Here is a 16660-nt window from a genome sequence, read left to right as displayed (position 1 = left end):
ATTTCAAATTAACTTTAATTAAGCTCAAGTTTAAATTCATTATCTTTAACCATCAAGGTTATATTACTAATTTTTTTGCTTTCAATCATACTAGAAAGTAAAGTTTCAGATAATAATGGCAACACTCTATTTTGCAAGATAGTGTGAATATTACGTGCTCCTGAGCCTGCATTTTGACAATTAGAAATAATATACTCAATCACATCATTATTATAAATTAACTCAGTATTATAATGCTTTTTAACACGCTTAATTATTTTATTTATTTGAAGAGCAGCAATTTTAGTTAAAATATCATCACTTAACGGAATATACGGTATGACGTTTATTCTTCCTAAAAATGCGGGCTTAAATGAAGCTAGTAAATCATCTTGTAAGGCTTTTAATAAACCTTTAATACTTGGCTGACTTTCTTCATCTTCAAATAAACTCATAGTGGTATCGGTACCCACGTTTGAAGTCATGATAATTATTGTATTTTTAAAGTCGATGTCTCGTCCTTCACCGTCTTTAATTGTACCTTTATCAAATACTTGATAAAAAATATCCTGAACACCTGGATGTGCTTTTTCCATTTCATCTAGCAATACTACACTATAAGGTTTTCTTCTTACGGCTTCGGTTAAAATTCCTCCTTCGCCATAACCTACATAACCTGGAGGTGAACCAAGTAATAAAGAGACTTTGTGCTCTTCTTTAAACTCCGACATATTAATTATAGTGACGTTTTCCTCACTGCCGTAAACTTCTTGAGCCAATGAAAGAGCTGTCTCAGTTTTACCAACACCACTAGGCCCGGCGAGCATAAATATACCGTTTGGACGGCTTTCATCAGCTAAGTGAGCACGGGATGTTTGTACAACCTTAGCAATTAAGTCCAATGCATGATCTTGCCCCACCACACGCTGCTGCATTTGATTTGCTAGATTTAAAATACCGTGAATTTCATCTTCATGCATTTTACCAACGGGAATACCTGTCCAGTCAGAAATAACCTGTGCAATTAACTCTTCGTCAACCTGCCAATGCACCATATTGTGTTCAAATGAGGCAAGCTTTTGCTTACTTTCTTTTAACTTATCAAGCATTTCATTTGTTGAGCTATCATCTTCAGCATTAATTGATTGAAGGGCTTCATTAAGCTCAATAACAATTTCTTTTTCTACTTTAAATTGTTCATTAAGTGGTAAAAGCTGGGTTTCTATATCTACCAATTCTGCTTTTAAGGTGTTTAGTTGTTGTGAATGATCTAAACCTGTTTTTTGCTCTCGATTTAGCATCAATACTTGCGTTTCTATTTCACTCAATCTATTTACAAACTGTTCAATTGTACTTGGTGTAGATGCTTGGCTCATCGCAACACGTGCGCAAGCCGTATCAAGTAATGCAACCGCTTTATCGGGTAATTGCCTTGCTGTTATGTAGCGATGAGACAAATGCACCGCGCTCTCTAGTGCTTGCTCAGAAATAAATACCTTATGATGACGCTCCATCACCGGCACTAATCCACGTAGCATAGCCACTGCTTTCTCTGGTGTTGGCTCTTCAACCTTGACCACTTGGAAACGGCGTGTAAGTGCTGCGTCTTTTTCGAAAAACTTTTTGTATTCCGCCCATGTCGTCGCTGCAATTGTGCGCAGTTCGCCTCGCGCTAATGCAGGCTTTAATAAGTTAGCTGCGTCGTTTTGCCCTGCAGCTCCACCACTACCAATCATAGTATGTGCTTCGTCAATAAATAGAATTACCGGGTTAATTGCATTTTTCACTTCATTGATTAAAGATTTTAGACGGTTCTCAAATTCGCCTTTCATCCCTGCTCCCGCTTGTAGTAAAGCCAAATCTAAACTATGAATTTTTACATTTTGCAATACAGCTGGAACATCTTTTTGTGCAATTCTAAGTGCAAGACCTTCAACCACCGCTGTTTTACCAACCCCTGCTTCACCGGTAAGTATTGGGTTGTTTTGACGACGTCTAGTTAAAATGTCAACCATTTGACGAATTTCGAAGTCGCGTCCTATAATAGGGTCAATTTTACCTTCAAGTGCTTGCGCAGTTAAATCTACGGTAAATTGATCAAGACTCGGGGTTTTAGAATTTAAATTAGTCTGTGTTGTTGCACTTTGTACAGACTGATTACGCTCTTCTGACTGCGCAACTATTTCTGGCCACGCATGTAAAAGCTGACCAGGTTCAATTTTATTAAACAGCTTGCTACAACGAGTTACTAAGCTTGAAAGCGTATCGTCTTTTGTTAACGTATAAATAACATAAGCACTACGAATTTGGTTATCGGTAAACTCTATACTGGTACTTAGCCAAGATTGTTTTAATAAACTAGTAACATGAACCGATAGGCTAGGCGATGATTCACTGCCAGTTTTCAAAGACTCTAATGACTGGTTCAAATCTTGTTGAACCTTATCAATATCGATATCAAATGATCCAAATATGAGCCTAACGTCATCTAGCTTTTGCTCAATCATGGCTAGTAACCAGTGCTCCAACTCGACAGTAAAATGACTGCGACTATTACAAATAGAAACAGCCGCTTCTAGACTTTTTCTACAATCAGGACTTAATTTCTCAACTAGCTTATTCAGTGTCATCGAAGACATACGCTGTTCCTTTTAATTTTAATTATCCTTTAAACGATAACTTAGTAGGGTGTGTTGTTAACTTGTTTTTACGTGCACTCAAAAAACTATTTGCACCAAGTTGATAATCATTATTCGACAGTTTTGTTGCCTCTAAATCTTGGAAGTTAGCTTCAATTACTAAACGAAACTGAACTGTATTTCCCACATAATCTTTTATTATTTTATTGGTCAATTTAAACAAACTACCGCTGGGTAGCAGTAATTTAGTTTTAAGTGGATCATCGCAAGAAATATGAACTTCTATATTTGATGATATATCCCACACTTGCTTACCAATAACGGTATCAACGCCCAAACGAGCATGTTGCCCTTCATAGAGTACTTGGCTGGCTAAGCATGTTTGTTCTTGTAATCGCAACTTATGCCACTGCCCAACCATTTGCTTAATCTGAACGTTACACTCTAAATAAGAGGTTAAAATGTTTTTTAGATCAGAGGCGTTTCTAATTTTTCGACTATATAAACCAGAAAAATGAAGCTGGTGCTCATTATAACCTCCACTTAACAAGCCTAAAATTTGTGTATAAGAGTCTTTATTTTTATCTTTGTTAATATGATTAAGCGCTGGTTTATATTTTTTCCACGCCCTGTAATATAATGAAATTAGACGATGATTAAACATGTCATAAAAATCACGCATGGTCGTGTCTTTGTATCTCAAACGCTGCATAACCAGTTCGCTATAAAACTGCGGTAAAGCGCCTGAACAACCCGTTAGCCCCATAAAAGAAACCTGCATCGTGACTTTATGTAAACCATCTTCATAGCTGGTTTCTTCTAATTTAGTAATTGCATTACCTGGATAACCAAACTTTTGAGTTGATGTGAATTTAATTAACTCTTGTTTGGGGCTACTATCGTAACCAACATGGCGGTGCTCTAAACCCTGTTTTTTAAGCTGGTTTTCAATAATGAAAACCGCTTTATAAAAGTCGATCTGCGATGCTTGAGAAATAATATGTTTAATCATAAAAGAGGACTATCACCCACTCTCGCCGGCCATTGATAATAAATTTGCTCTTGTTCTTTTAAGCGAAGACTAACCCGCGTAAAACTATTTATAGCGGAGAATTGTGCGAAAAAATGATCCAATATAGACGCAAAGAAAAACATACCACTGCCAGAAAAGTCATCATTTGCAAAGGTAATCTCAATATCACTTCCTGTAGCAAAGCTCACTCTACCACTTTGCACAACCCTTGCTGTTGAAGGCGAAATTAACACTCTATAAATATTATCAATCATGCCTTTCGTTTGCGGTGAGGCCCTAAAATCATAAAGTCGCAATACCTCTTTGAGCTTACTGCATGCATCATCACCACTAAACGTATCAAGCGTTAGATGATTTACTAACTGCCATCTCGTCGCATCCGCCAAAATAGGTCGAACAGCGTGAGTAAAAGGGATCAAGCAGCGAATCTTTTTAATAACATCGCCACGCTCGGGGATCGATAAGCCCAGCTCATCATCACCAAAAGGCATACTTGCAGGTAAGTTACGATTACTACAATTTGCACGTACTGTTAAAACAGTATTCCCTTCACCATACTCCATTGCGGTATTTTCGAATGTAGCATCGACTAGCGACAAAAATGTTTCGGTTCCGGATTCAACATAGCCACCTGCCCATGAGGCCGTTTCTCTACGTATATGCCAAAATAAATCAGCATGACCATGATACTTAGGGTGTGTTTGCCCATAAAAAGGAGACACTACCTGCTTATTACCTTTATGATCAAAAGCAATCACTTCAGTGAGGCCAATTACTTCTGATATCTCTGAATCCATATAACGGGGTGTTAATTTATATTCATACTCACTTATTTCAGGTCGTATTGGCTCCAGCTCTTGTTCAAATAAGTTAATGATTGGTGTGCAACCAAGCAAAAACATATCTTTATCAACTTGCTTTTCAAGCTCTACTGACTCTGTATCAAGATAAAAATAAACATTACACTGATTAGATTTTTTTGGAAGAGATGACTTTATTCCCTCTAATTCAAAAAATCTAAATTTCTCTGGAAAAGTAAAGTTTTCAACTAATAAACGATAGCCTGCAGACGAGCGCTGAGAGTATGGGACAACAGCTTCATTTGAATTGAATCCAACGGCCTTTAGCTGACTCTTGGATAAATATTTAATTCCCTCTTCACCATTATCAAAAGCAATGCCTATACAATGCTTAAACAATAACTCATACACTTTTAGAGTATGATGCCATTGCCCATTTATAAATATTCTTAGTTTTTCGAGCCCCGTTTCAGCAAGCGATACACCTTCGTACTCACCTGTTAATTCTAACTTAAATATAGATTTCGCTTTTTCATGCCAACGTGGTTTAGGTGCAATAAATGGGCTGTTATCAAACTGAGCATTTGTAATTTCTACGGGCCATAAATACGTTTCGTAGCAAGTCTGAAATTTACATTGTTTCATCGACTCTACATTAGTTTCTACTTCACTCGCTTTTGGAATGATTATACCTGTTGTCGATAAATTTTCTGCTTCCAACTTTACTATCGACATTGAAGGGATCGGCGCTTGGTAATCAGGAAACATTTGCCCTAATAAAGCATCTGTTAATTCAGGAAAGCTGTCATCTAATTTTTGCCTGATATTAGCTGTTAAAAAGGCAAATGATTCAATTAACCTTGATACATGAGGGTCTTCAATGTGATCTTCACTAAGCTTTAAACGCCCAGCTACTTTTGGATATTTATCGGCAAAGTCTTTACCTAAATGACGCACAAATGCTAATTCACGATTGTAATATTTCAATAATTCATCGTTCATAAAGATGCCTCAATAATCTTCATACCTAAGTTAACAGGCTCAACCTCAGAGTCAAAACTGATAAATTCAGGTTCAGGGTCCGCATACAAGAGCGCATTTATACGTAAATTGAGCACTCTGTTTACAGGTACTTCTTCATCTGTAAACACCTCAACTTCAAGAAATCGCGGCTCAAATTTTAAAATGGTGTCCCTAACGGTTTCACACAATAATGTTCGCCCTTCGTGAGAGCTTACGGACATACTTGAAAAATCTGGCAGACCGTATGACAAGCAAGATGTTGCTAACTCATTATATTGCGATGGCCAGGTATGCCATTGAATCCTTGCATTAAGCAACGCTTCTATATCCCTTCGTACATTGTTTCTTAGCTCACTAATAGTAATACCTTCTGTACGAGAAGGCGCATCTTGAAAGTCTGGCTCATCGTCGATAAGTCTATCGATAATAGATGCTTGAAGCTGCTGCTTATGTTCAATCATAATGGTTTAAATGGTTTAAACGCTTTCGAACACGTTTATTTTTAAATTTGGGATAGTAATCGCTTCGTCGTTAACAAATAGCATTTTCATCCCTTTACCTATAGTGAATTCTTCTTTGAGATCTACCCAATCAGAAACCTGTCCTAGCTTTTCTAATTCTGTATCTGCATTTGCGTATACAAGTGGTAAATGTGCAGTACCTGATGGGCCGTCATTTTTAATAGTAATTTCAACTCTTAGCCAGATACTTTCTAGTAGCGATGCGTTTGGCTCTACTTTTAATGTTTCTATCTCATTGAAGTTTGCTAAATAAAACTCACCATTAGTGCCTAAAACTTCTAGATATGGTGCTAGGCTGTCATCAAGATCTCTCACTATAAAGTCGCTATCTTGAGACGTTTCAATTCTTAGCAATTCCATTTCTTTTGCTAATTTACCTGCTTCATCAATCTCACCTTCGAGTAAAGCCATATGCATTTTTAAAAATAAAGTATCAAGCTCATCCGCTTCATGAAATAACTTAGGGATGCCTTTACCTTGATAAAAATCAACTCTTGATTGCTGTGCTCTAATTAAGTGGCGAAGGTTAACTGCACCCACCGCAAACTCTGGGTTTTTCTGAACCATAAAGTCTAATTGCTTATCCGCTTTTTCCAGCTCGCCATTGATGCAAAGTAACTCAGCATAAATACTTCTTATATCAAAGTTTAAAGGCTCATCTTTTAATTGTGTTGCGCACCAAGATAATGCATCAGTAAGTTTACCCTCGCGAATTAAACTATGTATTTTTTTCATGACTATTCCTTTATTTTATGATGAGGACTGAGCTCTGTAATTAATTTAATACTAGAGACCATTTGATCTAATTGAAAATGTGGCTGTAACTGCAAGACAGAAAAGTAGTGACCAGGATTAGCTTTGTTTTCACTAACTTTTATTCTAGCATTACTCAATGGGTACTTGCTTCTAATATGCTCAGAAGCGGAATCCGACGCCGTAGTATAGTTATTTATCCAAGCTTGTAAATCACGTTCACAAGCTTGAGCTGTACTATAAGAACCAACTCTGTCACGTGCTAATAGTTTTAAATAATGCGCAAATCGAGAAACACATAAAATATACTGCAGCATCGATGATAAACGCGCATTTATATTCGCAGCATTTGAATCGTAGTTTATTGTTTTTTGAACCGATGCATTACTATAAAAAACAATATGCTCAGTATTTGTTACAGACGATGCTGGAATAAACCCAAGCTCAGAAAATTGCTTTTCTAATTTACTGGTTACCAGTAAATCTAAAGGCGGTTTTGCCTCTTTCTGATAGGTATCATTAGCGAAACTATCTCGAGCAAGCCCGGTGACTAACCCCTTAGAAACTTTCCCTGGTTCTATACCACGAATATGACCAAACCAACCACTTTCACAATATGCTCTTATTATTGTTGATACAAACTGATAAGCAGCGTTTCCCCAAAGCATATCAGTCTCAGGGTTCGTTGTTTGTTCTTTAAAATAGAAATCTTGATGGCGTTTCCCATCATTGCTGTAAGGGGGTCTTACCAATACATGCGGTAATGTGAATCCAACAAATCGAGACTCTTCCATTTTTCTAAAACTTTGCCATTTTACGTATTCTGGCTGCTCAAAATGATCAAAAAGGCTTGAATAGTAACCTAAATCTGAAAAGCTATCAGCGCCAAACAGATTAGCTGAAGCAGAGCAGATAAAGGGAGAAAAAGCAGCAGCCGCAGTTCTTGAAATTTCTTTAATGGTATCGATATCGTTATGAGTTGTGCCTTCAGAACAACTATTGGTTATTTCATAATCGCCAATAACAACCCCAAAAGGTTCTCCTCCAGCACTATCAAATTCGCTTTGATAAAGTAATTGAAAAAACAAACTTTGGTCAAAATCAATCGCTTTATTTACGTCTTTTGATAATGTTACCCAGTCGCAATTTAATAATTTTACTTTTACTTTATTTTCTTTGTCGTACTGCTCACTTTGCAGCAAAAGCCACCATAAATTACGCCAGCTGGCTTCTAACTTTTGAAATTTTTTTGCGTGGATAATCGTGTTTAATTGATTAGATATTTGTTGATCTAACTCAACTATTATACGTTGTAGGTAGGGACCTATAGATTCCTTATTCCATGAAATAGGTGAATCAGAAGAGCCTTCAAGCCATAATAATAATGCTTTATCTAGATTTTTTTCGTTCAAAAATCTATCAAGCAAAGCATCATTATCACTTATTCGAGACTGTGCTTTTTGTTGAAAAGCAATATCTTGATTTATAAATGAAAACTCTTCGTGATTCATTCTACTGCATTATCCTTAACGCTTGAGATTAGTTTATTAACCAATCTCAGGTATTTTAGCAACAAGGCGTAAAGAAGAAGTAAGCTCTTCCATTTGTAACCATGGCTTTAACCAAGCAACCGCATTATAAGCACCTGGCTGGCCTGGGATTTCTTTAACAGATACTTTTGCATCTGCTAATGGGTAGCGTGCTCTAATATCTTGACCACCACCCTCTGTTGCATTCACATATGACAGGATCCAACGGTTTAACCAAGATTCAACGTCCTCAGCTTCCATAAAGCTGCCTATTTTATCGCGCGCCATAACTTTAAGATAATGGGCAAAACGAGATGTTGCCATTAAATAAGGAAGACGAGCAGAAATAGCGGCATTTGCAGTTGCATCTGGCGTAGAGTATATCTTTGGCTTTTGGCAACTTTGTCCGCCAAAGAAAACAGCGTAATCCGTGTTTTTATAGTGACAAAGTGGTAAGAAACCTAATTTGCTCAGCTCCGCTTCACGACGGTCTGTAATACCGATTTCAGTAGGGCATTTTAAATCAGGATCACCATCATCACTTGTAAATATATGCGTTGGAAGGCCTTCTACTTTACCGCCACCTTCAGCACCTCGAATAGCAGTACAAAAACCGTATTGAGCAAAGGCTTTTGTCATATTAGTAGCCATAGCATAGGCTGCATTACTCCAGCAGTAGTCTTTATTTTCAGTACTAACTGAACGACCCGCTTTAGGCTCAACTTCAAACTCTTCGTAGTTAAACTCTTCTACTGGTTTAGACGCTGCACCATATGGTAGTCGAGATAAGAAGCGAGGCATAGTTAATGATACAAAGCGTGAATCATCGCTATCTCTAAATGAACGCCATTTTGTATATTCTAGCGATTCAAAAACTTTTTCTAAATCGCGAGGTTTTGTTAGCTCCTCCCAGTTATCAAAACCAAACAACGAAGGTGATGATGCAGCAATAAATGGGCAGAAGCCAGCTGCGGCAACATTAGACATTAAGCCAAGCGTTTCAACATCTTCTGGATGGTTAGTAAACTCAAAGTCACCTACAATAGTTCCGTATGGTTCGCCACCAGGCGTTCCAAATTCAGACTCATATATTTTCTTAAAAGTCTGGCTTTGATCAAATTCAACCGCTTTACTTAAATCTTTATGGAGCTCTTTCTTTTTCATGTTCAAAACACGAATTTTAAGAGTGCCGCTAGTTTCAGAATTCATTACAAGATGGTGTAAACCACGCCATGAACCTTCAAGCTTCTGAAATTCTTCACTGTGCATAACAACACTAAGCTGTTTCGATATTTTTTGATCGATTAACTGGATAGCTTCATTAAACGTCACTGTCATGTTTTTATTCCACTGAACAGTACCTTTTAATGCTTCTTCTGTTAGTGTTTTAAGTAACTCTTCAGCGCGGCTTGCATCTGTTTGTTTAGTTGCGCCGATAGCTTGTTCTAAAAGTGAAGAACTTACTTCAGAAGTAGACTCAAGTTCTGTACCTAATTGTTCAGTACTCATTTTTCAGTCTCCTCTAATTTTAAATCTTTCGCTATAGAGTCTAAGCTAGCCGTATTACTTAGTACTTCTTCTAATACGTTTTCTAGCTCTTCTGAACGATCTATTTTAGTCATTAAATCACGTAGTTTATTTCTTGTTTCCATTAGCTTACGTAATGGCTCTACTTGATTCACAACGGCAGCTGGCTCAAAGTCTTCTATCGATTTAAAACTAAGGTCGACTTGAAATTCAGAGCCATCATCCGTTAACGTATTTTCTACCTTCCAGCTAAGAGATGGGCTCATACGCTTTAAAACGTCATTAAAACTGTCGCGATCTATTTGTATAAATCGTCTGTCTTTAAGAGGCTTCAAAGCATCGGTATTATCTCCTGAGAAATCTCCCATTACACCAACAACAAATGGTAATTCTTTCTTTACCTCTGCGCCTTCCGTTTCTACATCATAAGTGATGTGTACTCTCGGTTTACGAACTCGTTTTAATTTATCATGGATACTCATTGAGAACTCCTTTTACCTATGTTTCAGTTTCGCTGATTTTAATGCCAGACAACTTAAAGTACCCAGTCCTAGCATCACTATCTGTAATTAATTCGTTTAATAATTCAGGCAGCGATAATTCGCTCCATCGAATTACTTGTTCTATGGTGTACGACATTGGTGAGTGAGGCTCTGTATTTCTAAAAAATAGAGCAATCTCTTTCAATTTATTTATCGCATTCTCTCTTGAATTTATCTCGTGATGATTCGCTTTTTCAACCACTGTTGCTGTCGATTCAACGTCATCATATTTCAATTCAATTTCTTCTTCTTTCTTATTTTCAGCGAGCGCTTTCTCAGCCGCTTCAAGCTTATCTGCTGCAACATGATTCACAGCAGCCAAGCTGACTTCAAGCGCTTGCTTAATACTCGACGTTGGTTGGGGTTGCCCCGTTGCTTTATCCATTACGTCACTGAGTATTGAAAACTGTTCAATTGTTTTTTCTATATCTCGTTTAAGTGAAACAAAAAATTCGGTGCTTGTCTCTGCCGCACTCTTTTCAATTATTTCAAAATCAACTGAGCCTTGAGTAATTTTCTTTGCTCGTTTATCGTCACTTAAGCGTGATATGTCATAACCTTGTTGATATTCCCAAAAAGAGAAAGAGTCGATACTTACGCTATCTGTAAGATAAATACTCTTTATAGGTATAATTAAAGTACCTTCACCAGCAGCACCATTTAAACCGGCTAGTGCAGATACTTTATCTGAAATTTCATCATCGTCATCTAACGTTGGATAAAGTGATTCAAAATGATTTTCAATTAAACTATGAGCTACATTAAAACCAAACGCTAGACCTTTAAACCCGTGAATACGACACAGGGCCTCTATGAGCCAAGCTATATATTCAATATCTTTACTTTCGGTTTTAATTGCCTTACTGCATTGCTCAAGCAAAGGTAACCAGTCACGTGATAAAGAGGCTATACCTTGCTCATCAACTAAAGCATTTCTTTCTGCCGCTCTTAATTGATTCCTTAAATCTTTCAATGCGTAATATGTGGACGTAGGAGACACATCAGAGCGAGGATCAATTCCTGCAAACTCAGTATCCGAAATAGGGGAGATATATTCGTCTAATAAAAACATTCCGTCGTCCTAATAATTATCCATAAAACCTCAGTAAAACGAGGCGCATTTTATATTACATTTTTTATAATAAATTACAAGCCTAGTTACAATTGAGTTTAAACCTTAATTATTGCCTTTATATAAATAATTAAATGTTATTATACTTTTTAGTTAATAAACACAACTAAAGTAAAAAATAAAATATAATAAACTAAATCAAATTCATATTGTAATATGGCTATTTAGAAAACAGAGGTATTGTAGCTTCATCTTGAATGTTGAATGTTTCTAAATTATCTCCAACTCGATCCTCATCATATTTAATCAAAATACACGTTACATTATCTCTTGCTCCCCTGACTAAAGATGAGTGCATCAATGCCATTCCTGAATCAATAATACTGCTAGGCTCTAACGATAGGCATATATCTTCATCTGATAATTCCCCCGTAAGACCATCTGAACAAAGCAAAAATATATCGCCTTTTCTCACTTCGTTTTGAATAATATCGACCTCAACTTCAGTCGTTACTCCAACAGCGCGTGTAATCACATTTGATAACGGGTGAGTCCTAGCTTCTTCTACCGAAATGATACCTTCATCAATTAGATCATTCACCTGACTATGATCTCTAGAGATTTGCTGAAGCTTCCCACCTCGAAGCATATAAGCTCGGCTATCACCAACCCACAGTACGTGATACTTATTATCTTTAACGAATAATGCAGTAACCGTACTCCCAGCTGTTTTACTACCAAGATACTGAGCACTGTATTCATTTAATTGCTTATTAGCATCTTCAATGGCGCCTACAATATGTGCTACTTCAAGCATTTCGAGTGGTAGCTCTTCAACTTTTGCTCTTATTACATCAACAACAAGTTGGCTTGCAACTTCTCCGGCCTCATGTCCTCCCATACCGTCAGCAACAACCCACAAATTGTGGCTGTTTATCTCTACATGTGCATCTTCGTTAAGTTGCCTAACAGCGCCGCGATGGGTAATTGCATAACTTGTACTAAACTTACTAATCACTATTTTTTTACCTGTGTGTAATTCCATTCCCAGTGTTTCCACCTTCCATCTAGCATAGCTGCCACTTGATTTACGGCTGGTAAACCAGGAGTAATAAGTACCATAGGCTTTATATTACAAGAACCATGGGTCCACCAAATGCTGTAATCACCATGCTTTTTATATAGTAATGCATGCATAGCTTCTTGAAGAACTTGACCGGATAGCTCGTCCCCAGAAAATTCAAATGCTTCTGCACTCTTATTTTTATCAACCGAATTTAAAAAGCTAACCTGCTTTTTAACTCCTGGTATACAGCTTAATGTTTTTGCTACTTCTTTGCGCCATGAAAATAAATCAACTGAGCCATCAAGCACTTTGAGTACAATATCTTCATACTCTAAAGAGAAAACACCTGAGTTTAAAACATCGATAGGTGCATATTCTAAAGTACTTGCCACGGTAAAGGGATAATGACGGCCTACCGCATCCATACTCGGAAGTAATGTACCCATAACCCCTTTATCACCCACAATATTGGGTGATAAAGCAAAGTGCCATACAGGGCCTGTTAAATAATTGTCTTGCCATACTTCGCCGAGCTGCTCTTTGCTTACAGCAATGGCTGCTTGCAGCCATTGCTCCCAGTGTTCAGAAAACTCTTTCGATACATTATCTTGAACAAAGTCACCTAAACTAGGGACTTTGCCAAGATAGCCTATATTTATAATCGGGTCGGACATGAAAACTTCTCTACACTTTTATTCCAAAATGGATGTCTGATTGATTTAGGTAATAACTCAACTTTCGCATTGTTACCCATGAGTGAAAAATGTAGTTTTAAATCTTCACGTGTTTTGGCTCTTTTAGCACTTAGCTCATCTAACATACGGTACAACGACCACTCACCTTGATATGTCGTATTTATAGAACGCCCGCCACTTGGTGGGGTAAACACCACTCGTGTTTTGCTCTGCCCACTTGCACCTGGCCATACAAAATTTGTAACCCTTAGCGGACCATGCCTGTAAGTCATTGATTGTCCGTCAATTTCAAGCATAAAACTAGAAATTGTACGATCCAATTCTAAAGGTTTGAGACCAAATTCGATTCGTGGTGTTGCGCTACCGCCGTCAAAAAAGACAGTCTGAATCTGATTTGCAAGTTCAAACATAGCTAATGTGTCTTGGCTTATCCCTATGTCTTTTTCAAATTTCCATGGGCTAGAGCTCATATCTACGCTTGGTGCAATATAATTGGTATAAAAGCTATCTATTGTTCCATCTGGCCCAAAGAATCGCGTGAAATCTTTCATATTCACTTCTTTATCAGCGTATGGTGAGAATGGGTAACGACCAACAATAGCTGCGTTATACTCACGTAAAACCTTGCTTTTCCACATCTCGTTTAAATGTCTGTTAGCACTATTTTTGGTTATATTGCTCGTATCTCTACTTATGTCCAACAGCCAGCTATTGAACGGGTAAGGTAAATCGCGACTTTGAAACTCCAATTGACGAATAAAGCTTGGCTTACTTTTGCCACTGATTTGGTCTTTAATTGAGGATTTTAATTGATCGCCCCTATCAAGTTTAGTTAAGTAAACATTTAATTCTCTTAGATTTTTTTGGATATTATCTAATTGCTGAGCATCAATTTTTATTACTTCTTCAAACGCTTCTTCTACCTGATGGCCTGGTAATTTAATATCAAACTTAGGCGCTTCGTCAGGTAAAAATCGTTTAATACGATTAGCCTTAGTTTGCATCGCAATCTCGGCAGCATTAGCAACAACCTTGCCGGCTGCTTTTTGATTGTCAGAAACGGGTAGTTTAGTTAACTGAACATTTTTTTGAACTGCGGTAATAATGTTTTTAATTGGTGCTTCTGAACCCGCTAAAACGTCAGTAATATTAACTCCTTCAGCAGGAGAACTGTATTGATTCAAGCTCAAATCATCAATAAATGATTGCCAGAAATAAATGTAATCTTGAAAATAGCGCTGCTCTAGTTTCTTCTCAATTTCATCTTTAGAAATATCATATGTACCCGTTGCTTCTTCACCATAAACCCAGCTACTAGCCATCAGATTGCCAAGCATTTTACTTTTCTCAACATTAAAAATGCCGTGAAAGCCATTAAAGGTATAAAGCCCAGGAATACTTCTTGTTAGCTCACCATTATTTCTAAAAGTAAACTTTTGTGCACTTTCAAAGCTAATAATATCAGTCAACCTAAACGGTGGAATGCTACTATCTAGGAAATCAGCTTGTAGACGTTGATATGCTCTTTCAGCAATAGGTAGCTTAGTTAACTCAGCTCTTGCAACACGCACGGCCTGATTATTAACCTCAGTTTGGCTAATACCGTTCTCAAGTGCAGTTGAAATATGCTCCATTAACTCTACTCGGGTTTGTATATTTTTATCGCCAGGTAAATTTCGTTCTAAATAAGCATTAAACCAAACAGTAATATCCTCACCTTCAAAGTACTCTGGTTGGAATAGCATTAAATAACATTTAAGTGTTTCATATAAATAGCTTAAGTGCTCTGGGTGAGCTTCCATTTCTTTAATTAGCGTACTGGCAATAAATGGTTCTAAATACGTTTGTAATGAACGATCGTAGGCCTGAGTAGACGCTTTTTTAATTTCATTTAGCTTGTTAAAGCCTATAGATTGAGACTCCTCAGAGTCACTAAGTGTAGGATTACTCGCCGGTAAATTTCTAAGAGCCTTTAGCCTATCGTTTAGCACGAGTAAATTATTACGATCAAATGATGCCGAATCAAGCTCTTGATAAGAAGTAATAGCGTCGTCAGTTGCTGATATTAAATCGCTATTCCAAGCAAAACTGAAATACCACGAAGTCGAAAAACCTAATAAAGCAACGCACGCTAGCGATATACTGCCCACACGTAGCCACTTATTTTGCTTATCGTGATGTTTATTCGTACTCGCTAAGTTTTGCTCAGGGAATACCACCCCCTCCAACACATTCTTGATAAAAAAACTTTTAGATTGGTTAATGTATCCTGAATTACCTGTATTCTCTTCATTTAGAAAGCTTGCTGGTGTGCCTTCTTGAGTTGCACTTGTTAAATATACGCCACGGAACATTGGTAGTTCTTCATAGGCATTTGGTGTAAAAATTTCTTTTAAAAATGCATCACCTACACCTTGTAAAACTCGAAGTTGTCTTGGGAATTCAAATATTTTAGCGCGAATTTCTTCGTTTCTTTCATTTATTAATCTACGATTTAACATTTCTGTTAGCTTAGATATTAATGAATGAAACTCCTTATTGAAAGCTTCTACTTGCGTGTCTTTATCTAAATCCAGCTCAAAGGTTACACCCCAGACCTGCTCACACTCTTCCTCAGTTAATTCCCCAAAGAACTCTCTAAAACCTTCAATCAAATCAACTTTTGAAAAAATAACATAAACAGGAAAAGTCATTCCTAATTGATTTTGCAACTCTTGTAGACGTTGTTTAATAGCACGAGCATGAAGGTTTCTCTCAGTTTTAGTCTGGCTCATTAGCTCAGAAATACCCATACTGATCATTACACCATTAATAGGTCTAAGAGGACGATATTTACGGAGTAATCCTAAAAAACCCTCCCATGCTCGAGAGTCATGCTTAGCGTGGCTACTTTGCGTGGTGTATCGCCCAGCAGTATCAATAAGAACAGCTTTATTAGTGAACCACCAATCACAATTACGAGTACCGCCAACGCCATGTACTAAATCAACACCAAGCTTATCTTTTAGTGGATAATCAAGTCCTGAGTTATTGATAACAGTTGTTTTACCTGCTCCTGGTGGGCCAATCATTATATACCAAGGTAATTGATAAATACTTTTACCCTTGAATAGCTTCACGTCTTTTAAAAGCTCGATTGCTTCATTCATTCGTGTTTTGAGCGTAGTTATTTCTTCATTTACTTCAGAGCTATTGCTATCGCTACTGCTATCGATTAACTCATCAGCCATCTTTTCATCTCGTTTGCTTTGTTGCATAAGACGATAAATTTTAGATACAGAAAAAATCAATAAAAACAATATAATGGTAAATAATCTTGCAGAAATACTTTGCAATGGTACATATTCAGCAATCGCTATTAATGGACCACCAAACCAAATTAGTAATGATAAAGCCAAAAAGCCAATAACTAGCATTGCCGTACGAGATGTAAGTGCGTAGGTCACTTTTTTTATTTTTTGTGAAAAACTCATTTCAGCCT

At 37.2% G+C, this 16660-nt stretch carries 12 protein-coding genes; all 12 read right to left on the bottom strand.

Annotation, left to right across the window (positions count from 1 at the left end; all coding sequences use genetic code 11):
- Nucleotides 1-14 precede the first annotated feature (14 nt).
- The 12 genes from tssH to tssM all read right to left on the bottom strand — a co-directional run bounded on the left by tssH (nt 15) and on the right by tssM (nt 16652).
- Entirely contained in the window at nt 15-2618 is a 2604-nt protein-coding gene (tssH, locus tag PX700_RS18205) for a type VI secretion system ATPase TssH (RefSeq protein ID WP_415637306.1), read from the bottom strand.
- Between the two features lie 22 nt (nt 2619-2640).
- Complete coding sequence (gene tssG, locus PX700_RS18200; RefSeq protein ID WP_415637307.1) at nt 2641-3630, bottom strand: type VI secretion system baseplate subunit TssG; 990 nt, start codon at nt 3628-3630, stop codon at nt 2641-2643.
- Entirely contained in the window at nt 3627-5453 is a 1827-nt protein-coding gene (tssF, locus tag PX700_RS18195; RefSeq protein ID WP_415637308.1) for a type VI secretion system baseplate subunit TssF, read from the bottom strand. The genes tssG and tssF overlap by 4 nt, the downstream gene beginning before the upstream one ends.
- Nucleotides 5450-5935 (bottom strand): type VI secretion system baseplate subunit TssE, encoded by a 486-nt coding sequence (tssE, locus tag PX700_RS18190; RefSeq protein ID WP_077535554.1) that lies wholly within the window; start codon nt 5933-5935, stop codon nt 5450-5452. The genes tssF and tssE overlap by 4 nt, the downstream gene beginning before the upstream one ends.
- Before the next feature lie 15 nt (nt 5936-5950).
- Complete coding sequence (locus PX700_RS18185) at nt 5951-6730, bottom strand: type VI secretion system accessory protein TagJ (protein ID WP_415637309.1); 780 nt, start codon at nt 6728-6730, stop codon at nt 5951-5953.
- Between the two features lie 2 nt (nt 6731-6732).
- Entirely contained in the window at nt 6733-8259 is a 1527-nt protein-coding gene (gene tssC / locus PX700_RS18180) for a type VI secretion system contractile sheath large subunit (protein WP_415637310.1), read from the bottom strand.
- Between the two features lie 36 nt (nt 8260-8295).
- A complete protein-coding gene (tssC, locus tag PX700_RS18175; protein WP_415637311.1) occupies nt 8296-9786 on the bottom strand; it encodes a type VI secretion system contractile sheath large subunit in 1491 nt (496 codons plus the stop codon).
- A complete protein-coding gene (gene tssB, locus PX700_RS18170; protein ID WP_415637312.1) occupies nt 9783-10286 on the bottom strand; it encodes a type VI secretion system contractile sheath small subunit in 504 nt (167 codons plus the stop codon). The genes tssC (PX700_RS18175) and tssB overlap by 4 nt, the downstream gene beginning before the upstream one ends.
- 16 nt (nt 10287-10302) lie before the next feature.
- Nucleotides 10303-11418, bottom strand: a complete 1116-nt coding sequence (gene tssA / locus PX700_RS18165; protein WP_415637313.1) for a type VI secretion system protein TssA — start codon at nt 11416-11418, stop codon at nt 10303-10305.
- Between the two features lie 220 nt (nt 11419-11638).
- The gene (locus tag PX700_RS18160; RefSeq protein ID WP_479521500.1) at nt 11639-12463 is read right to left on the bottom strand and encodes a PP2C family protein-serine/threonine phosphatase; all 825 of its coding nucleotides are present in this window, start codon (nt 12461-12463) and stop codon (nt 11639-11641) included.
- Entirely contained in the window at nt 12436-13158 is a 723-nt protein-coding gene (gene tagF, locus PX700_RS18155; protein ID WP_479521499.1) for a type VI secretion system-associated protein TagF, read from the bottom strand. Before tagF ends, PX700_RS18160 begins: the two co-directional genes overlap by 28 nt.
- Nucleotides 13140-16652, bottom strand: a complete 3513-nt coding sequence (gene tssM, locus PX700_RS18150) for a type VI secretion system membrane subunit TssM (protein ID WP_479521498.1) — start codon at nt 16650-16652, stop codon at nt 13140-13142. Before tssM ends, tagF begins: the two co-directional genes overlap by 19 nt.
- Nucleotides 16653-16660: the final 8 nt, after the last annotated feature.

The organism is Pseudoalteromonas sp. TP27, from assembly GCF_056470645.1.
The sequence above is the reverse complement of the archived record's forward strand: the minus strand, read 5'-3'. Positions and strand labels throughout refer to the sequence as shown.